This window comes from Paenibacillus senegalimassiliensis (assembly GCF_001486585.1).
In the GTDB taxonomy this organism is placed as follows: Bacteria; Bacillota; Bacilli; order Paenibacillales; family Paenibacillaceae; genus Fontibacillus; species Fontibacillus senegalimassiliensis.
In genome coordinates, this window is record NZ_LN909042.1 from 123,899 (window position 1) to 142,899 (window position 19,001).

The following is a 19,001-nucleotide window of genomic DNA, read 5'->3' on the forward strand; positions in this document are numbered from 1 at the left end:
GCGTACGTAGTGGGTACGTGAGCACCTCAAATGTTTCTGCAAGAAACATACTACGGAAGCCTACGCTAGGCCCGGGTGAATTCAAGATTCGATGTCGAACCCACTCCTCGAACAGCTTCGTTCTGGGAAGACGACTTTTTGAACAACCTCTTATAGTTTCATCCGCTGAATAATCGGCACACCGATAACGTGCAGCAGCTTCTCCAGCAGTGTCCAGCACATACGGACACCTAAGGAGAGGTGCTTGTCATACACCGCCATCACTTCCAGTTCAGCCACCGCTCCGCGATTACGCTTGAACTGTCCAACTCCGGAGCTCTCATGAAGCAGCAGGCTGCGTTCTGCGGCAATGCCGATCAGCACGGCGGACAGCATGCGGTATAACCCCAGCTTTTGGGGCTGGGAGGTGTCATAGCCGAAGAGGGGGGCGGTCATGACCCCATCCCGCGCAAAAAAGCCAAGAATGGCGTCCAATCGGCCATTTTTACGTAGTCCATGCAGTTCCAACGTTCCTGTAACGATGGCTGCATGGATGAAGCTTTCATTTAATTGTGGATTGCAGGCTGAATACTTGTCAATGTACAACATATCGTACAGTTCCTTGATTCGGGCGGCATCCTCAGGGCACATATCCTCCGGGCCGCATACGACGTAACCTTGCTTCGCAATCAACGCCCGGTCGCGCTTCACCAGCCAGCGAGCTTTGGCCGGGACGGGGGGAAGGGAAAGGGTATGTCCGGCGCTTGTGTTCCCTTTCTGAAGAGAACTCGGCTGGCTCGTCCTTCCGGTAGCTCCCTCATCAGCATCCACACTAGCAGCTTCACTAGCCTCCCCAAGGGCAGCGGCTTGGTGTCCCGAGCCATGCAGCAAATAAATCTGTCGGCTGGGGATCAGCTTGCAGCCCTGTTCGCGCATCGCCGTCAGATAGGGCCCGGTCGTCGCATCGTTCAGTGAGCGGCAGATCAACACATGAAGAGGGTAACGCTGCTGCAATACCTGCATAAGCTGCTTTAGCCGTTCTGGCGACACCGGCGGGAAGAGATTCGTAGATACCAGCCAATTGTTCACCTGAACGACCCGGTTGAAGTGAACACGCCGCAGCAGAGAGCCGATTCCGCTGAGCAGGCCGCCAAGCACGGCTTCGGCAGGACGGTTCCCGAGCAAAGCCAATTCTTCCCGCGCATACGTCACAAAGTGAGTGTACGGGGAGCAGACATAGGAATTGCCATACTCCTCGTCATTGACGGTCACCGGCAGCGGCACCCCATCCACAGTGACCACCAGCAGCCGGGTGCGCACATTATTGATGTACTGTTCCACCGAGGGGGCAAGCAGGAGCGGGAGCAGATAGTTCCTGGCATATTGCCCGTATTCCGTATCCGGCCATTTCAGATCAGAGATATTCTTCTCATCGTAAAAATGAATCCCCACCGCGCCACTCACATCTGCCATCTCCTCTCTACCCGCCGTAGCTTCGTTATTCCAGGGACAACATTGTATGGGGTAAAAGTCAGCTTCGGCGGCTTGCAGCCCAGCCGATCGCATAGATTAGCAAGCTCCCTCTGGATAGCTGCCTCCAGGGCGGCATCCTGTTCTCGCCCGGCGCGCAGCACCAGCGAGATGTCGAATTGCTCCGCGCCGGTTTGTACCACGCGGTAATGCTCAATATCGGGCGAAGCCCCGATGACCGCGCGGGTAATGAAGTCCGGAAACACGGCCACGAATTCGCCGCTCACGGAATGTGGCAGATAGAGGATATCGTCGCAACGGCCCTCGATCCGTTCGATAGCCGTATAGGCCAAGCCGCAGGGACAAGGCTTCGCCGCTTCGGTCAAAATATCGTTCAGTCGGTAACGGACAATCGGCTGCGAGGTTCGGGAGAAGTCCGTAATAATTGGTACGAAGCGACGGGACTCGGTATCCAGGTACTCCTTCTCCACCAGAACTAGGTCCTCATTTAAGTGCAATGTGCCATGCTCACAGGTATAGCCGAGAAAGCCCTCCGTGCACTGATACGCCTGATGCACAGGCAGACCCAAGCCCAACTCGATATATTTGCGGTCGAGTGGGTCCAGCACCTCCGCTACCGAGATCAGCTTGTGGGGGCGCGCAGTCAATCTGCCGGAGACAACGGCCTCAGCCAACAGGCGCAGCATGGAGGGAGGGGCAATCCAGATGCCCGGACGGTAATCCTCCAGCCGCTTGATCAGACGTTCTATGGGCTCCAGCATGTCAAAATACTGAAACTGCAAGCGTCCACGCTGGACGGACTCATACAGATTGCTGTTGGCACGCAGGAAAAAAGCGATCTTCTCTCTCCGCAGCAGCCCGCCCGGCAGCATTTTGGAGAGTACGGTTCCGCTCCACGCGGCTTGCTCACGCGCACTTACCACGAATAGCCCCCGGTTACCGGAGGTGCCGGAGGACAGGCCGATGGTCACACCGCCCAGCAGGGGCTTGAAATCCCGGGTCTGCTCGGCGCGGGCGGCCAGCCCCAACGCTTCCTTGCGGTGGATGCCAACGGTATTTAGCTCATCGAAATGCTCCATCATGTCGGATTTCTCGATGATGGGGAAGGTGTGCCAATCCTCGGCAGGCCGCCCATCCCACAATTTTCGATAAAAAGGGGACGCCCCACGCACCCACTGCACATGGCGAATGATTTGCTTCTCCTGCCAACGTGCCAGGCGATCCCGCAGGATTGCCTGATGATTGGAAGAGGGCTGGACAGTGAGGGTGGCAGGGCTGGGAGAACGGTGATTGCCATGCGTTGCTCGTCCGGCAGAAGGCTGAGGGCTCACTTGGGTAAATCGCCGTTCCAAATATTTTATCCGGAGGTAATGATAGATGACCTGATGCAGCTTCATTCCAGCACACCCTTTCCCCAGTTGTCCAAAGCGATTCGGCAATGGCTGGGAACGATGCGCAAGCCAGGATGCCATGCCCGCAGCGCTTGCAGGCGCTCGAAGCTTCGCTTATAGTCCAGCCGGCCCGACATGATTAGTCCGGCGGCTGGATGAGGTGGCCGCTGCTCCAGAAACGCCCGGCTCGACCAGACCGTGTCGGCGCATAGCAAATAATCGTGGGCGGTGGTGGAGACGAACACGCCGATCATTCCCTCGGCATGGCCAGATAGCTCGACGGCCAATACGCTTCCGTCGCCGAGCAAGTCGTAGACCGACTCCGGCGTAAGCGGGGCTCCCGGGCTGAACGAAGCAGCCCAGGAAGCAGCGGGCTTGGCGGTGCTGTCCAGCCCGCCGATGGTGGCTGCTGCGCTCACCGGAAGTGAGCGCTCAGCGAAGTCCGCTGGCAGCAGCCCCGGCAGAAAGCCCGCCTTCACCCGCGCGAACCTGCCCAGCTTCCGGACAGCGGCATAGGCCTTATCCAAGTAAATGAAGCGGGCGTTCGGGTAGTCCCTGGCACCGCCGATATGGTCGGCATGGAAGTGGGAGAGGATGATGTAGCGCACGTCCTCCGGGGCGATGCCTTCTTGCTGAAGCTGAGCCGCGGCGCTGTCCTCTTCCCGGAAATGCACCGGGGTAATGTAGCGGTACAAGGCGTTTGGCAGCGTAGCGGTCTCCCGGAAGAACCGGGCACTGTAGCCTGTGTCGAACAGGATTGGCCCATGCACCGGGTGCAGCAGGCAAGCGTAGCCTGCCGGGAACTTGACCGGACGCAGGCTGCCCCCCTTCAGAGTCAGCCATTCCGGATGCACGCAATAGCCGGCAGAGCGAATCATCAGCTTCAAGGGAAGGGAGGTCAGCATGACTTCACCCACCAATCGGCAAAGCGGCGCAAGCCGTCTTCGACAGAAACCTGCGGTGTATAGCCAAGATATTGGCGAGCTAGCGAGATGTCCAGCGTATGCGTCACCCCGATGGAACCAACGGTATAGCGCGTCAGTGGAGGTTCACCCTTTAGCGGTAGGGCGGTGTAGACTAGCTCCAGTAGCGCAGCCAGACTATAGGCGACTTTGTAGGGAAGCTTACGTGTATGCAGAGGGATGTCTAGCATAGCAAATAGCTTCTCCATCAGCTCGCGGAAGGTGTATGCTTCCCCGTTCGAGATATGATAGGCTCGCCCGAGTGCTTCCGGACCCGCCTGGCAGCCGAGGATCATGGCGTCCACGACATTGTCGACATAGGTCAGGTCGATCATGGCCTGACCGTCGCTGATCATCGGGACGCCTCCCTGGGCATTTGCCTCCAGCAGCCGGGGGAAGAGCGAATGGTCCTGCGGGCCGAAGATAGCCCGCGGACGCAGGATCAACGCTGGCAGCCCGTCCTGGCAGGCAGCCAGCACCTCTTGCTCCGCCAGCAGCTTGGTAGCGGCGTAGGCGTTCGCGGGCCGCTGCGGCAGCGGAGCATCCTCGCGGACGGCGCGGCGCGGGGCCGCTGCGGCAGCGGAGCATCCTCGCGGACGGCGCGGCGCGGACGATAATCGAACAGCACGCTTGGCGTGGAGATGTGGACGAGCCGCTGAACTCCGTGCTTGCGGCATCCCGCCAGCACGTGACGCGTAGCTTTTACATTACACTCGTAGAAGCTGCGGTATGTCCCCCACGGCGCAGATAAAGCGCCGCAGTGCAGGACAACCTCCTGTCCTGCACAAGCTCGCTCCACCGCGGCGGCATCCCGCAAATCCGCTTCAACAAAGCGGATGCCACCGCGTTCCAGCTCACCTCCCGCGTCCAGGGAACGGCCCATGGCGCTCACCTCCCAGCCCATTTGGGCCAGTCTGCGGGCGGCGTGTCCTCCCAGAAATCCGGTTGCTCCAGTTATTAGTGCCTTTGTCATTTTGAATCACCATTCCATTCAATATCTTCGGTCAAGGCTTGGGTCACGGTAATTCCATGCCGCCTGCTCCGCCGCCATACGTCGTACATCATACGAAGCTGCTCTGTGAAGGGCCCAGGGTCCTCGGGGCGACGAATCACATCGCGGGCTTCGCGCAGCGCATTCATCCATCGACGCCATGTCCGCGTTCCACGGACATACTTGAAGCCGCTGCCTAGCATAGCCAGCTTGATCATAGCCGCTGATCCCGTCCTCGGGATCACGATGCGGCCAGAAAGGGCCGCTAAACCTGGCTGGGTCAAGGCTTCTGCCAGCCCATCCTCCGGCTCAAACAAATGCACCCCGCTGGTAACACGGGGGTTGCATTCAATCGGGTACAGCGTGCCATCTTCGGCCTGGATGAAGTCGAAGCTGATTTGGCCTGTATAGCCGATCTCGGCTGTAAACCGCTTCACCCAGTCCAATAAAGCGGGATGCTCCGCTTGCTGGAAATGAATGCAAGCCCCGGCCTGTGCCGTGCGGTAATGGCAAGCATAGGCGGCATGTGCGATCAGCTTGCCTTCATGTACAATGCTGTAGCTGCACCAAGCTTGGCCTTCTATGAACTCCTGAGCGACCCAGGGTCTGGAAGGAGATAACTCTTGTATGGCCTCGGTTCGGTAGAAGGCTGCTTTTCTGCTTAACCTTCGCATTTGCCCCAAGCTCGTATCTTGTTGTTTACCCATCCAGCGGCTTCTCTTATCAAGTGGTTTCTGTTTTTTTCTCTCTGGGATAATCACCCGCGAGGCAAACCGCGAATAAGCAGGCTTGAACACCAACGGCAGTGGCATGAGAGAAGCCGACCGCCTCAGGTCCATCAATTGGTGAGCGGGCACGGGAGAGGAGGGCGTATCGTTTCCAACCCTATCTCTCCGAGCCTTAGCCTGAGCTCCGCGTTGCTCCACGTCTTTCCATGTGGCCTCATCTTCAAGGAGTGCCGTAGCAGGCACTTGAAAGCCAAGCTCGGCAGCCCAGTTTATAAATTCAGCCTTGTGATGCAGGCGGTGCAGCACCGCAAGCTCTGGACACAGCACCCGGCAATGGGGGCGTAGTTGCTCTAGCCCCTGGGCGACATAGAATATCTCCTCGCAGGTCGGTATCAGCAGATCGATACGCCACTGGACAACCAGCCGCTGCAACTCTGCCAGAAAAGCCTGCGTATGCTGCCTTGGGGCAGGCAGCCCTGCCGTGCCCTCCACCGCGTTAGAACTGCGGCATAGATAATGCTCCAGACTTTCCGCTGCATACACGGTATGCCCGGCACGATGCAGGAGCCGGGCCAGTTCCAGAGCAACCGGGGCCCTTCCTCCGGTGATCAGGATTCGCTGCCTACTCTTCGGTTGTGCTGGCTCCTGACTTATCTCGCTAGTGGCTCGCTTAGTAGTCAAGAACCATGCCTCCCAATGTCAGCCCGGCGGCCGTGCCAATCAGGAGCATGGGGTCGCCACGCTGTATCCGCTGCTGCTGGATGGCCTCATGCAGCCCCATTGGAATCGACGCAGCGATGGTATTGCCGTGGCCCGGTGTAATATTCATGAATTGGGCAGGGGCAATACCCAGCTTCTTTTGCAGCAGACGCATAGCCATCGCACTTCCCTGATGGGGAATAACGACCTTGAACTCCTTCATATCTATATGCGAGCCGTCAAGCAACTCATCAACAAATCCAGGCAGCAGCTTGGAGGCTAGACGGAAGATGCTTTGACCGTCCATATGGAATTTGAAAGGGTCCTCCACCGGAATCGGTTGGTCCGGGTGGTATTTGGTTCCCCCGCCCGGAATTTCTGAATAATGAGCCCCTTTGCTGTAGGTACGGAGTGAAGCGTGGCGGATACGTGAAGCTTCCTGTGCTCCAGAGGGTCCGATAATGACCGCCGCAGCACCGTCCCCGAACAAGGCAGCACTTTCTTTGTCCTTCCAGTTCAAGCCAACGGAGGCGATTTCCGTCGCCACGAGCAGCACATTCCGGTATCTGCCGGCGTGAACCATGTAGGACATCACATCCAGTCCAGTGAGGAAACTCAGACAGGTCGCATCAATATCGAAGGCTGGCACGCCAGACATGTCCTGGCCCATCGCCCGCTGAATCCACACCGCCGTGGACGGCAGCGGCTGCTCCTTGGTTCCGCTGGTACAGACCAGGCAATCGATATCTTCGAACCGCAGCCCGGCATTCTTTAGCGCGGCCTCGGCTGCTCTGGCTCCCATGAACGAGGCCGTCTCTCCATCACTAACATAATGGCGTATTCCGACGCTGGTTATCTTATGTACCCAACCTGGCTGTACGCCTAAACGTCGATCTAATTCCTCGTCGGTCACAATGCGGCTGGGCAAGTATTTTCCGGTGCCTAATATTTTAATTTTACGATCGTCCATGTTAATCCTCTCCCGTACTCTGGCTGTGTCCGGAAGCAATCCCGGGCATTTGATGCTTTAATCCTAGCCTATAGAATTCGTTGTTCAAATACAACGATCAAAGGTCCTGGTTAGCAGGTCAGTGATCTTAGAGGAAAGAAGAGGTTTTTGACGAAAGTTGTCGAAGACATCTACTCATCCCCTACGACAGGAGTGAATGGAATTGGCAAATCAACCTGCAAAGAAATATGCGCTAGCGGCAGATCAGATCGTCGCTTTGATTCAATCAACCGAAGGCTGCATCGCTACAGATCGGATTACGGTCGATGGGTGCAAGGTAGGCTTCATGTACAGAGAGGATACGACGGGCAGTCAGTACCCTGACAGCGGCTGGCGATTTATGGCGGGCGACGAAGATGAGGCTTATATGGATAACCCGGGCAATCACGGGGTGTATCAGGTGAACACAATTTGCAACTATGACCGGGACATCATCCCGTTTCTTGAGGCTCCTCCGGGGACGGCCTACATCCGTGATGAGGACGATGTACTTGTGCTGGATACGCAGTGGCAGGGAGCCGAGGATTAATCAGCGCCGGAAAGCCCTTTTCCCAGTGAATGGGATGCCGAAGTAAAGTGTCAAAGCCGTATTGACTTTAGGGAAGTATGTGGATACTATGATCTGGTTGCGGAATGCTCGTAACTTCCGTAAGGACTACTTTCGCTCAGGGGAGTGGGAGTCGGGCAGAGGCCTGTCCTGTGCTCATTCTTGCGGGGAGACACGCTTAGAGAGGATCATGGTCATGGTAAAAAAGAAATTAGCGGATATCGCAATCATTATATTGGGGGCCTTCTTATTCGCGTTGGCCGTCAATCTATTCATCATCCCGAATGAGTTCGGGGAGGGCGGCGTGACCGGGGTCACGATTATTTTGTTCTACTTATTCCAGTGGTCACCATCCATCGTCAATATTGTGCTTAACGGATTGCTGTTGCTTGTTGGGTATCGGTTTTTGGATCGGCAGACCACGCTGTACACAATCATTGCCGTTGCGTTCAACTCGCTGTTCCTGCATGTAACCGAAGGCTGGACGATTGATTCACACGAACCTACTATTAATGCCGTGTTCGCCGGGGTTATGGTGGGGGTCGGTATCGGTCTGATTGTACGCGTGGGAGGCACGACAGCAGGAACGGTTATTTTGGCGCGAATCACCAATAAATATCTCGACTGGAATATCAGCTATGGGCTGCTGTTCTTCGACCTGATTGTTGCGTTCTCGTCTTACTTCATTATTGGGCCGGAGAAGCTGATGCTGACGATTGTTTGTTTATACATCGGCACCAAGGTTATGGACTTTATGATTGAGGGGCTGAATCCCAAGAAAGCGGTTATGATCATTTCCGAGAAGCAGGACAGTATTGCGGAGATGGTTATCACGCAGATGGATCGCGGCGTAACGGTGTTATCCGGACATGGTTATTACACGAAGAAGCAGAAGGAAGTTCTCTATATTGTAATTAGCAAGCAAGAGGTGTCCACATTGAAGAAGATCGTGAAGTCGATCGATACGGCTGCGTTCCTCACCATTCATGATGTGCGTGACGTCTTCGGTGAAGGCTTTCTGGACATTTCCAAATAAAATGAAGAATAACCGGCTTACTCTAAAAATAATCTAACAATTAGCTGAATATCGCTTGTTGCTAGGCTCTTACCGAGTCCCCCAGTTCTCACCGCTATTTCCCGAGTTCTGTTGGGGACTTTCCTACTTATAGGGAAAAACTCCCGCTAAATCGCTCATATCCGCCAAAATCGGGGGGTTATAGGGATTTCCTCATGCTAATTATTGTGAAATGGTCGATTTACGGGGGAAAGCCTAAAATTAACATGAGATTAGAGCTAGAATAAAAAGTGGACACCTCGTTAAGAGAAAAAGATAATAAAACTAACTGAGGAGGTGTTCACATGGGTGAGCAACGGAATCGCTATAACGAAGAATTCAAGAGACAAACGGCCAAATATCTCCATGAACAGACGAAATCGGTGGAGGAAATTGCCTTAGAGATGGACATTCCCGCAAAGACGTTACATGTCTGGAAAGCCAAATATCGCGAGTTTAAGAACGAGTCCATCTCCAGTGTAGAACGGGTTCGAGAATTGGAACAACTCTTGAAAGAAAAGGAACGAGAGCTCCTTAAAAGCCAGGAACGTATCTCTGATGTGGAAGAAGAACTTGCCATTGTAAAAAAAGCAGTGCACATCTTCAGCAAACCAAAGAGCTAAGATTTCGTTTTATAGACAATCATCGCTCCGAGTTTTCTTTGGCGAAGATGTGCAAGGTATTTCAGGTTTGCCGGAGCGGTTACTACAAATGGCGGAAGAACAAGCCAAGCCAGCAGAAGCTGCGTAAGGCACACCTGCTAAAAAGAATAGCCTACCATTTCCATGATTCCGAGCAGCGTTATGGGGCTCCTAAAATTACGTATATGCTGAATCAGGAAGGGCTACTTGTCACGCAGAGAACCGTGGGTTTGTACATGCAAGAACTTGGTTTTCGCGCTTGTGTGGTGCGGAAATACAAGGTGCAAACGACGGATTCTACCCATGACTTGCCGATTGCTCCTAACTTCTTAAACCAGCAGTTTCACGTGAAGAAACCGAACCAAGTTTGGGTGACCGACATTACGTATATTCCTTGTAGAGAAGGTCGATTGTACCTGGCCAGCGTCATGGACCTATGCACTCGTGAGATTGTAGGTTGGCGTTTGTATGACCGAATGACGACAGGACTTGTTTTGGATGCGCTGAAAGCGGCTTATGAAGCGAAACAGCCCCAAAAGGGGCTACTCCACCATTCGGATCGCGGGGCTCAATATGCCTCTCACGAGTACAGAGAACAACTCAACACGTATCACATGACGGCCAGCATGAGCCGCAAAGGGAATTGTTATGATAATGCCTGTATAGAGTCTTTTCACAGCATTCTCAAGAAAGAGCTTATTTACTGCAAGCGATTCAAGACTAAGCAACAAGCCTACGATGAAATCTACCGCTATCTTGAGTTTTTCTACAACCGTAAACGTATCCACGGTTCACTTGGTTATTTATCGCCGGTTCGTTTTGCTGCACAGTTCAATAAGAGAAAAGTCGGCTAAAGAGTGTCCACTTTCTTGACAGAGGTCCAGATTTCCAGCTATATATGATATTTGGTGAAATACAGACGGATTAGCAGGAGGATTTCCTGTTAAAGGGTTATAAATGTTAAAGGGCGATAGAGGTGCATGGGTCTTTCGAGTTTTGAGTTGCTCCATGGCAGGCTCATGCCAACCTCGGGTTGTTGTTTTGATTCGACTAGCCTTGCTTAATTTTAAAATCAGTGTTCGACACCTGCATCCATGCAGTTTTATTTAGCAAAATATGAAAATTGTATGTACGAAAGCACGCTTTTCTGTAAATACTTAGATGAAGAGTTGATGAAATATATTGATAACGATAATCATTGGTATAATATAATGATTATAAACAAAAAACCAAATGTTCCGAAAGGAGAGTTTATTTTATGTCTTTGATTGGAAAAGAAGTATTGCCGTTTAACGCATCTGCTTATCACAATGGGAAGTTTATCGAGGTATCCGAGGAGAACTTCAAGGGCAAATGGAGCGTAGTATGCTTCTACCCTGCTGACTTCACCTTTGTATGCCCTACGGAACTGGAGGATCTCCAAGACCAATATGCAACGCTGCAAGAGCTTGGCGTTGAAGTATATTCTGTATCCACCGATTCCCACTACGTGCACAAAGCATGGCATGATAGCTCGGAAGCGATCGGTAAAGTAACTTACATCATGATCGGTGACCCATCCCACGTCATCTCCCGCAACTTTGACGTATTGATCGAAGAAGACGGTATGGCTGACCGCGGTACATTCATCATCGACCCGAACGGTGTGATTCAAGCGATTGAAATTACGGCTGGCGGCATCGGTCGCGATGCTAGCACATTGGTCGACAAGATCAAGGCTGCTCAATATGTTCATAATCATCCAGGAGAAGTATGCCCGGCGAAATGGAAAGAGGGCGGCGAAACCCTGAAACCAAGCCTTGACCTTGTTGGCAAAATTTAAGGAGAGTTTACTATGAAACTGGACGCGGATATCAAACAACAACTGGAGCAATACCTTCAGCTTCTGGAAGGCGACATTCTGCTGAAAGTCAGTGCAGGAAGCGATTCGGTATCTCAGGACATGTTGGACCTGGTTCATGAACTGGCCGGCATGTCAGGTAGAATCACGGTTGAGACCGCCTCCTTGCCCAGAACTCCAGGCTTTAGCGTGAACCGTCAAGGCGAGGATATGGGGATTACCTTTGCCGGTGTTCCGTTAGGACATGAATTCACTTCCCTGGTGCTGGCCTTGCTGCAAGTCAGCGGCAGACCACCAAAGGTGGAGCAAAGTGTGATTGACCAAATCAAGGGTATTCAAGGCGAATACCGCTTTGAGACCTATGTAAGCTTGTCCTGCCATAATTGTCCGGATGTCGTTCAGGCGCTGAACCTGATGAGTGTCCTGAACCCGGGCATTTCCCATACGATGATTGATGGGGCGGCTTATAAGGAAGAAGTCGAGAGCAAGGAAATTCTGGCCGTGCCTACGGTTCATCTGAATGGGGAACTGTTCGGTAACGGACGGATGACCATCGAGGATATCCTGGGGAAGCTGGGAACTTCGGATGCTTCCGAATTTGACAATAAAGAGCCGTATGACGTGCTGGTAGTTGGCGGTGGTCCGGCTGGAGCGAGTGCGGCGATCTACGCAGCGCGCAAAGGCATCCGTACCGGGATCGTTGCTGAACGCTTTGGCGGTCAAGTCAATGATACCCTCGGTATTGAGAACTTCATTAGCGTGAAGTATACGGAAGGGCCCAAGCTGGCGGCAAGCCTGGAAGAGCATGCGAAGGAATACAACATCGACATTATGAAGGGTCAGCTTGCCAAACGTCTGGAGAAGAAGGAACTCGTGGAGCTTGAATTGGAAAATGGCGCGGTGCTGAAGAGCAAGACGGTCATTATCTCCACAGGGGCCCGGTGGCGCAACATCGGTGTTCCTGGCGAAGCAGAGTTCAAGAACAAGGGCGTGGCGTATTGTCCGCATTGTGATGGTCCCTTATTCGCAGGCAAGCATGTAGCCGTCGTGGGCGGAGGCAACTCCGGTATTGAGGCGGCTATCGACCTGGCCGGTGTGGCGTCGCATGTAACCGTCCTGGAGTTCATGCCAGAACTGAAGGCGGATTCGGTCTTGCAGGATCGTCTGAATAGCCTGTCCAATACTACGGTTATCAAGAACGCTCAAGTTAAGGAAATCACCGGCACCAGCAAGGTGAATGGCGTGACCTATGTTGAGCGTGAAAGTGGTGAGGAGAAGCATATCGAGCTTGAAGGGGTGTTCGTGCAGATCGGTCTTGTGCCGAACACGGATTGGCTGGATGGTGCGCTCGAACGTACGAAGATGGGCGAGATCATCGTAGACAACCACGGGGCAACCACAATCCCTGGCGTATTTGCCGCAGGGGATTGCACTAACTCGCCTTACAAGCAGATCATTATTTCCATGGGGTCTGGCGCAACAGCGGCCTTGGGTGCGTTCGACTATATGATTCGCAACCAATAAGCGATAAGCAGATCAGGTCTTCCATGTTCGGATGAACGATATAGCAAGAGGAACGGCGGTGTGGGGAGCAATCCCCGGCACCGCCGTTTTTTTATCAGTCCGTACATCTAGAGGTTCATCATCATGCTTTTACGAGCCACAATTCCCGGGGGCCGGCTTGCCAGTCAAGGTCAGAACTCCATAAATCGAAGTGTCCTGATATCCGTTGCCGGTCGTGTCGTTCCAGGTGGCGATGCTTTGGCGCATACCATCCTTGGCATCGTTGATTTGGGCGTCGAAGCCGATTTCCACGCCGTTGGCCGGGGAGATCGACCGGAACGGAATTCTTGCTTCGACCGTATAGCTTGTGCCTGACACGGTGACGGACGAGAGGAAGCCACCTCCAATGCTCACCGGATTAAAGGAGGTTTCATTATCGAAGTTGATCCGGTACTGTCCATCGTCGGCCTGGTAGAACGGGGTTTTGGCATTGTTTTCGTCCAGGAAAATTTCGGCGGAGTCCTGCTCCCAAGCATTAGCGTTAGTCTTGTCTAGCTGTGCGTCATTTACCTGGATCAGTACATACAAATACTGGTCATCCCATAGAGCTCTGGCCGTTCCGCTGGCGCCTTCCCAGGCCAGTTGATAGCGGTCGATGTGGATAGCCGGGGCTGCATTCCATATGGCGTCCACAATTCCGTCCATCGTCGGGGTGCCGTAGCTGGCCGTCGACTGGCGCGCCTCCGGCAACTCGGGCTGATGCTCGTCGATGAATTTGTCCGGGTCGATGACGCCATAGTAAGCCGGTTTGGCTTGCAGGTTCTTATCAAACAGCAACGGATTGGATGAAGCCCGCCAGCTTGTAGCGTCGTCTAGTCCCCAGAAGGTCACGCGGCTGATCTGGTCCGTATGCTCCCGGAAAAGGTTCATCAATTGAGCGTACAAGAAGCCTTGAGCGTTCGCCAGAGGCTCGGATAATTCGTAGTTGCTGCCTGCCTGAATATCCAATTCAGTGATGCTGACCTCTACGCCCAGGGAAAGGAACTGCTCCAGAGACAGCCTGACATTATGCGGATTTGTATTCAGGTTGTAGTGTCCTTGCATACCTATGCCATCGATCAGGAGCTTGCCGGGGTGCGTTAGCGCATAGCGGTCGTTCAACTCCTGCACCATGCTGTAAATGGCGTCGGCCTTGTTCCGGTTATCCTCGTTATAGTCGTTGTAATATAGCTTGATATCCCACTCAGGATGATCATCCAGCACCTCCCGGGCGGCGAGGAACGCTTGCTCTACATAGTCCGGGCCAATAGCTTGGTACCAGGGCGATGTGCGGAGCGCTGCCTCCCAGTTGGTTGGGCTAGGCGGGTTATCATTCATGGCTTCATTCACCACATCCCAGGAGATCACGTTATCGCCAAAATGCTCCATGACGGTCTGGATATGGGTTCGTAGATTTAGAAGTGCCTCCGCACGCCCCAAGGGGACGGTTTGACCTTGCGCATTGGTCGTTGTATTCATCCAGGCAGGGGATTGCTGATGCCATACCAGCACATGTCCATGCATATTCATCCCGGCGCCCCTTACCGTGTTGATCATGGCGTCGGCTTCGGCAAATGTAAAGTTGCCTTGGGTCCGTTGCAAGGCGTCCGGCTTCATGGCGTTGCCCGCCGTGGCGGTGTTGTAGTGCATGTTCAGCAGTTCTAAGCGTACTCCCTCCAAATCCTCTGCCGAAATGGCACTACCGATCAGGAAATCATCTTCGTAAGCCTCCTTAAGCGGAAGCAGGTCCTTGTCGATGTCGATCGGCCCAGCGCCCGTGCTCTCAAAGCGGATGTCATCGATATAGAAAGAGGCGGTGGCGTTGTTTGAGCTTTCGGCATATATCGTCAAAAATTCCCCTCCCACACTGTTGTATCGATATGTTCCTTCATATAGGACCCAACCGTCAGCGGTACGGATGGTCTTGGCTGCCAAAGCTACGTAATTAGCGGAGCTGCCGTTACCGATTTGGGTGGACAGTTGGATTTGTGAGCTTTCAGGCTCAATCAGCTTGATCCACGCAGAAATCTTGTACTCCTCGCCCAGGTTCACATAGGATTCTACGCGCAGCGCCGGCCCGTGCCAGGTACTGCTCCGTCCTTCCACCTTCAAGGCCCGCGAGCCGCCCGGCGTGTGATTATCCTCCGTGGTGACGGTTAACATCTCGGACCCGGCTCTCCCCGTGAAGCCGCCGGTGGTTCCATCTTCAAAGGTGATGGCTTCGAACGGTAAAGCCGGCTCTCTAGGGGGTTCTTCTCCACCTGAGCCTGTCTCGGCAGTAATCAGAATATTCCCGATATAGAAGGGCACCCCGGCTCCGGCGTCATTGGATTGAATCCGCAGTGCGATATCTTTACCGGTGTCTACAGTGAATTCTTTGCTCAGTGTCAGAGGGCTGCCAGCAACAAAGGGCTTGCCATCCAGCCAACCGTAGCTGTTGACGGTTTGCAGAAAGGCTTGCGCTCCGTCCGGCACACTGACATCCGCGTCTACATAGATGGACACGGTGACGGTATAGGTGCTTCCATGTTCCAGCCCGATGTCTTCGAACCGGAAGTCAGCACCATCCCAGTTGTTAGCTCGCCCGCCCACATGGAGGGCGGTTCCGTCCTCATTGCCTGTATAGAACTTGCTGGTGACTGCGGTCAAGGCGGCTCCGCCTGACTGCACCGCAACGCCTTTGCCACCCGTAAAGTCTTCATGATACACCGTTGTCGTGTCACTTAGGGTCAGGTCCGTCCCGGCCTGGGCCACGGTAGCCAGCCATCCTGATGGAATTAGCAAAGCTGCGGCGAGTAATAGCGAGACGGCATGCTTCATGCTTTTCAACATTCACTCACTTCCCCTCAATTATTGGATTAAACAAAATAAAACGCTTACATTTTGTTAAAGCATCCCTCCTTTATATCCAAATGATACCATTTTATAGATTGGTAGACTTTCTACAGATTAAAGGTGAACCCTTGCTTTTCTTAGGTGATAAGGGGAATCATGCGGGTTGCTGCCCAAATCAAAGCAGAAGCCTCCTTATCCACTTAATGAAGGTGGGGGAGGCTTCTGCTTGAATGCGAGTAGGGGGAGGTTGATCCAATGCTTAGAACCATAGCTCCTCGCTAGCCGACAGTGAATGAATTTGTGTTTGCACATTCCGGGCCGCAACGTCATTCAGCAATTGATGTCTTAGCTGGTCCGTTTCTTCCTTGGCCGCATGAACCAGCACATTGTGCCGTGCGGGAATGGTTGAGAGCATCCGTCGCACATCCTCATAGCCTTGATGGACCTTGTACCTACGCTTTTGTACTTCACAGGCCCCATACTCTTCTGGTGCTTGCAGCAGTTGGTCGGCGAAGGTTCCTTTGGCTGCATGACCTGTCAGCAATATCAGATTGCGAGAATCCGCACGTAGCTGATCATAATACCAACGGGCAAGCCTGGATTGCATCATGCCGTCGGTGATGAACCAGATGGAGGAATCCAGAGTTCTTAACCAGTGAATTCGCTGGGCTTCGCTATCTGGAACGAGCAGATCGTCCCGACGTAGGAAGTGCTCCAGTTGGCTTATCAATTCCTGTCCGGTGGAGTCAGCATATTGACGTAGCCATTCGGGATGGTGGAGCAGCCGCTCCATACCGCCTAGCAACCCCTGCTCGATAACAATGGGGTAATCTCTGTAAGTCTTATATGCCCATAGCAGCATTTCTTGACCCCGTCCTGTCGTCGGTACTGGAAGGAGAACCTTGCCTCCGCGCAAGAGGGTGCTGCTAATCGTGGTCTCCAGTGTATTCAGCTTGTCCTGCTGGGATTCTGTGTCTGTGCCATAAGCCGCATCAATAATTGCCAAATCGGCATAACTGGCTGATGAACCTGGACTGTCATCCCCAAGCAGCATCGATTCAGCGGTATAATCCCCCGAGTAGAAGATAACTTTCCCCTCGACCCGGAGCAGCAGCCAGACCGATCCGGCCATATGACCGCTGCGTCCCCACATCGCTTGAACCCCGGGGATCGCTTCGAACCATGTTAATTTATCGGCCTCCCGGTCCAGGAAGCGGTAACGGATGGAACGATAGTCTGTATCCTCATAGGGAAGAGAAGCACCCCATTGCTTGGCAAACGTACTCCAGCTATGAAAATAGCCTTCTACCTGGGCTGCTGTCTCCTGTGTCGTCCAGACTTCTCCCTGATAGCCCATGCGGTATAAGATCGGAATCGCTACCGAATGATCCTCATGAGCGTGTGACAGAAATACAGCGTTCAGCCTGGGAACCAGCTCCGGTTCCATCAGCGGATATTCTCCGGTGCCTTCTCGTTTGACGCCACAATCCAGTAGCAGATGGATTCGGCTACTGCTGAGTACATAAGCGGAGCGGCCATGTTCACCAGCGCCGCCCCAAATCTTAAGCTTCATCATGATGCATTCCACTTTCTGTTCGTTTTAAGAGCTTCGACAATGAGCAGTAATATGACAGTCATTCCGACAGAGACGACGGCCATCGCCATCCCGAGCGATGCTTGCCCCTGCTCGAACTGAGCGAAGATGTAAGTAGCCGACGTTTGCATAGAGGGAGGTAGAATCAGCAAGGAACCTACCAGTTCTCTTACGGAGATGGTGAAGGTCATAATCCAGCCCGCCAGCATTCCCGGAATAATTAACGGCAGCAGTATGCGCCGGGCAATCAGCCAAGGGTTACCCCCAAATACTTGAGCAGCCTGAAAGAGTGCTCCATCAATTTGAGTGAAATTCGATTTCACATATTGCACGGTGTAAGGCAGGAAGAGGACCACATACGTGAGCACCACGATGCCATAAGTGTTATACAGGGTCACCGGCAACCAGGGGGAATTCCAGAACAGCACTAGACCTACGACCATAACGATGCCTGGAACGGTATTGGGCAACAGGCTGAACAGGTCAACGAACCGTTGTGTTCGCCGCTGCGATTTGCCAATGACCAAGGCAAAGCCGCTACCGAGTACAACGGCGATGGTGGATGCAGCGAGCGATAAGCCAAGACTGTTCCACAATGCCTTCAGACTTACCGAGCCCCAGGACAATAGCTCCTGATAGTGCTCCAACGTCAGATTATCCCAGGCCAAGCCAGCCCCCCGAAGCTTCATAAGAGAGGCGGCAATGATTGAAAAATAAGGGATGCCTACCGAGAAGACGAGCAGCAGTGCCAGATAAGCTATCGCTGCTACACCAGCAAACCCACGTAGGGCGTAGCGCTTGCTGCGCTGCCCCTTGCCCCCTACGAGTCGGTAGGTGAACCGCCGGCTCATGACAGATTGCATATACCACATCACCAGACATACGGACATCAGCACGGAGGCGAGGGAGGTGGCTTTGCCAAAATCAATAGGCCAGCTAGATATATATTTATGAATCTCTGAGGTCATCACGTAATAACCGATACGCCGACCAAAGGTGGCGGGTGTTCCAAATTCGGCGATCGTCTTGACGAAGATCAACATTGCCCCCATGCCATACGAGGATAGCAGCAGAGGGAGCATGATCTTCCGGAAGCGGTAGCTGCTGCTCGCTCCATGAACGGCACCGGCCTCTTCCAGATTGCCGCCGATTCGTATGATTGCATCGCGCAGCAGTAAATAAAGGAAAGGGAACAGATGCAGGCACATAATCAGCGCCATTCCCCCGAAGCCGAAGAAGGCATCGCTCACGGCAACACTTCCCGGCAGCCATTGCTGTAGATAACCTCCCCTTTGCATAAACAGAATCCAGCCCATCGAACCGATATAGGGAGGGGTCATGAAAGGAATCATGAGCACCACATCAATCCAGCGATGTTGTCCGAGCCTTGTCTTGGACATAATCCAGGCAAGGGGGAGAGCGAGCAGGGTCGTCCCTGCTACTACACATACCCCAAGCCAGATCGTATGCATAAGCACACCTGATAGTTCATGTCCCGCAATCGTTCGGATTGGACCTAACAGGTCCAATCCCTGTTCTGTAGATATGCTTTGCCAGAAGATCATCAATAGCGGTACTACAATACCCACGATTAGCAGAAATAGAGCAAGTATTATTCCGATGTTGCGAAAAATTCCGGGACTCTCCTTGAAGCCAGACCTCATCATGCTCACCTCACATTGCCTTCCCTCACTTGTT

The 19,001-nt window shown here is 53.4% G+C and carries 16 protein-coding genes; 6 read left to right on the top strand and 10 right to left on the bottom strand.

What is annotated here, in order from left to right; translation table 11 throughout:
* Positions 1-150: 150 nt before the first annotated feature.
* Genes BN3279_RS02845 through BN3279_RS02870 form a run of 7 tightly spaced genes read right to left on the bottom strand, consistent with a single transcriptional unit; the run spans position 151 to position 7,211 of the window.
* A complete protein-coding gene (locus tag BN3279_RS02845) occupies positions 151-1,443 on the bottom strand; it encodes a hypothetical protein (protein WP_059049145.1) in 1,293 nt (430 codons plus the stop codon).
* Positions 1,440-2,942, bottom strand: a complete 1,503-nt coding sequence (locus BN3279_RS02850) for a F390 synthetase-related protein (RefSeq protein ID WP_232436736.1) — start codon at positions 2,940-2,942, stop codon at positions 1,440-1,442. The genes BN3279_RS02845 and BN3279_RS02850 overlap by 4 nt, the downstream gene beginning before the upstream one ends.
* The gene (locus BN3279_RS02855) at positions 2,864-3,766 is read right to left on the bottom strand and encodes an MBL fold metallo-hydrolase (protein WP_059049147.1); all 903 of its coding nucleotides are present in this window, start codon (positions 3,764-3,766) and stop codon (positions 2,864-2,866) included. Before BN3279_RS02855 ends, BN3279_RS02850 begins: the two co-directional genes overlap by 79 nt.
* Positions 3,760-4,359 (bottom strand): NAD-dependent epimerase/dehydratase family protein, encoded by a 600-nt coding sequence (locus BN3279_RS24435; RefSeq protein WP_392396831.1) that lies wholly within the window; start codon positions 4,357-4,359, stop codon positions 3,760-3,762. Before BN3279_RS24435 ends, BN3279_RS02855 begins: the two co-directional genes overlap by 7 nt.
* Positions 4,266-4,796, bottom strand: a complete 531-nt coding sequence (locus BN3279_RS24440) for an NAD-dependent epimerase/dehydratase family protein (RefSeq protein ID WP_392396824.1) — start codon at positions 4,794-4,796, stop codon at positions 4,266-4,268. Before BN3279_RS24440 ends, BN3279_RS24435 begins: the two co-directional genes overlap by 94 nt.
* Positions 4,793-6,223, bottom strand: a complete 1,431-nt coding sequence (locus BN3279_RS02865) for an ATP-grasp domain-containing protein (RefSeq protein ID WP_059049148.1) — start codon at positions 6,221-6,223, stop codon at positions 4,793-4,795. The genes BN3279_RS24440 and BN3279_RS02865 overlap by 4 nt, the downstream gene beginning before the upstream one ends.
* Positions 6,213-7,211 (bottom strand): beta-ketoacyl-ACP synthase III, encoded by a 999-nt coding sequence (locus BN3279_RS02870; protein ID WP_059049149.1) that lies wholly within the window; start codon positions 7,209-7,211, stop codon positions 6,213-6,215. The genes BN3279_RS02865 and BN3279_RS02870 overlap by 11 nt, the downstream gene beginning before the upstream one ends.
* Positions 7,212-7,413: 202 nt before the next feature.
* Between BN3279_RS02870 and BN3279_RS02875 the strand changes: the two genes are divergently transcribed.
* The 6 genes from BN3279_RS02875 (at position 7,414) to ahpF (ending at position 12,856) form a co-directional block, all read left to right on the top strand.
* Entirely contained in the window at positions 7,414-7,779 is a 366-nt protein-coding gene (locus tag BN3279_RS02875) for a DUF2185 domain-containing protein (protein ID WP_198343564.1), read from the top strand.
* Between the two features lie 214 nt (positions 7,780-7,993).
* Positions 7,994-8,833, top strand: coding sequence for a YitT family protein (locus tag BN3279_RS02880; protein ID WP_059049306.1), 840 nt, complete (start codon positions 7,994-7,996; stop codon positions 8,831-8,833).
* Positions 8,834-9,156: 323 nt separating this feature from the next.
* Positions 9,157-9,474, top strand: coding sequence for a transposase (locus tag BN3279_RS02885; RefSeq protein WP_059049151.1), 318 nt, complete (start codon positions 9,157-9,159; stop codon positions 9,472-9,474).
* Positions 9,475-9,485: 11 nt separating this feature from the next.
* Positions 9,486-10,346, top strand: coding sequence for an IS3 family transposase (locus tag BN3279_RS02890; RefSeq protein ID WP_232436745.1), 861 nt, complete (start codon positions 9,486-9,488; stop codon positions 10,344-10,346).
* A 404-nt stretch (positions 10,347-10,750) separates the two neighbouring features.
* Positions 10,751-11,314: an alkyl hydroperoxide reductase subunit C gene (gene ahpC, locus BN3279_RS02895; RefSeq protein ID WP_018751773.1), complete on the top strand. Its 564-nt coding sequence runs from the start codon at positions 10,751-10,753 to the stop codon at positions 11,312-11,314.
* A gap of 12 nt (positions 11,315-11,326) precedes the next feature.
* Positions 11,327-12,856 carry an alkyl hydroperoxide reductase subunit F gene (ahpF, locus tag BN3279_RS02900; protein WP_059049152.1) on the top strand — a complete coding sequence of 510 codons (1,530 nt, stop codon included), beginning with the start codon at positions 11,327-11,329 and terminating at the stop codon, positions 12,854-12,856.
* 129 nt (positions 12,857-12,985) lie between these two features.
* On the opposite strand, the gene BN3279_RS02905 is transcribed toward ahpF, so the two are convergent.
* From BN3279_RS02905 to BN3279_RS02915, 3 genes are all read right to left on the bottom strand, one after another.
* Positions 12,986-15,706 carry an endo-1,4-beta-xylanase gene (locus BN3279_RS02905; RefSeq protein WP_059049153.1) on the bottom strand — a complete coding sequence of 907 codons (2,721 nt, stop codon included), beginning with the start codon at positions 15,704-15,706 and terminating at the stop codon, positions 12,986-12,988.
* A 262-nt stretch (positions 15,707-15,968) separates the two neighbouring features.
* Positions 15,969-17,282 (bottom strand): MBL fold metallo-hydrolase, encoded by a 1,314-nt coding sequence (locus tag BN3279_RS02910; RefSeq protein ID WP_232436737.1) that lies wholly within the window; start codon positions 17,280-17,282, stop codon positions 15,969-15,971.
* Positions 17,282-18,967, bottom strand: a complete 1,686-nt coding sequence (locus tag BN3279_RS02915) for an ABC transporter permease (protein ID WP_059049155.1) — start codon at positions 18,965-18,967, stop codon at positions 17,282-17,284. Before BN3279_RS02915 ends, BN3279_RS02910 begins: the two co-directional genes overlap by 1 nt.
* Positions 18,968-19,001 lie beyond the last annotated feature (34 nt).

Excerpts from the sequence above, each read along its gene's own strand:
- ahpC (WP_018751773.1), top strand. The coding sequence starts at position 10,751 with ATGTCTTTGATTGGAAAAGAAGTATTGCCGTTTAACGCATCTGCTTAT.
- BN3279_RS02870 (WP_059049149.1), bottom strand. The coding sequence starts at position 7,211 with ATGGACGATCGTAAAATTAAAATATTAGGCACCGGAAAATACTTGCCC.
- ahpF (WP_059049152.1), top strand. The coding sequence starts at position 11,327 with ATGAAACTGGACGCGGATATCAAACAACAACTGGAGCAATACCTTCAG.
- BN3279_RS02885 (WP_059049151.1), top strand. The coding sequence starts at position 9,157 with ATGGGTGAGCAACGGAATCGCTATAACGAAGAATTCAAGAGACAAACG.
- BN3279_RS02850 (WP_232436736.1), bottom strand. The coding sequence starts at position 2,942 with ATGGCATCCTGGCTTGCGCATCGTTCCCAGCCATTGCCGAATCGCTTT.
- BN3279_RS02910 (WP_232436737.1), bottom strand. The coding sequence starts at position 17,282 with ATGAAGCTTAAGATTTGGGGCGGCGCTGGTGAACATGGCCGCTCCGCT.
- BN3279_RS02880 (WP_059049306.1), top strand. The coding sequence starts at position 7,994 with ATGGTAAAAAAGAAATTAGCGGATATCGCAATCATTATATTGGGGGCC.
- BN3279_RS02905 (WP_059049153.1), bottom strand. The coding sequence starts at position 15,706 with ATGTTGAAAAGCATGAAGCATGCCGTCTCGCTATTACTCGCCGCAGCT.
- BN3279_RS24440 (WP_392396824.1), bottom strand. The coding sequence starts at position 4,796 with ATGACAAAGGCACTAATAACTGGAGCAACCGGATTTCTGGGAGGACAC.
- BN3279_RS02855 (WP_059049147.1), bottom strand. The coding sequence starts at position 3,766 with ATGCTGACCTCCCTTCCCTTGAAGCTGATGATTCGCTCTGCCGGCTAT.
- BN3279_RS02915 (WP_059049155.1), bottom strand. The coding sequence starts at position 18,967 with ATGAGGTCTGGCTTCAAGGAGAGTCCCGGAATTTTTCGCAACATCGGA.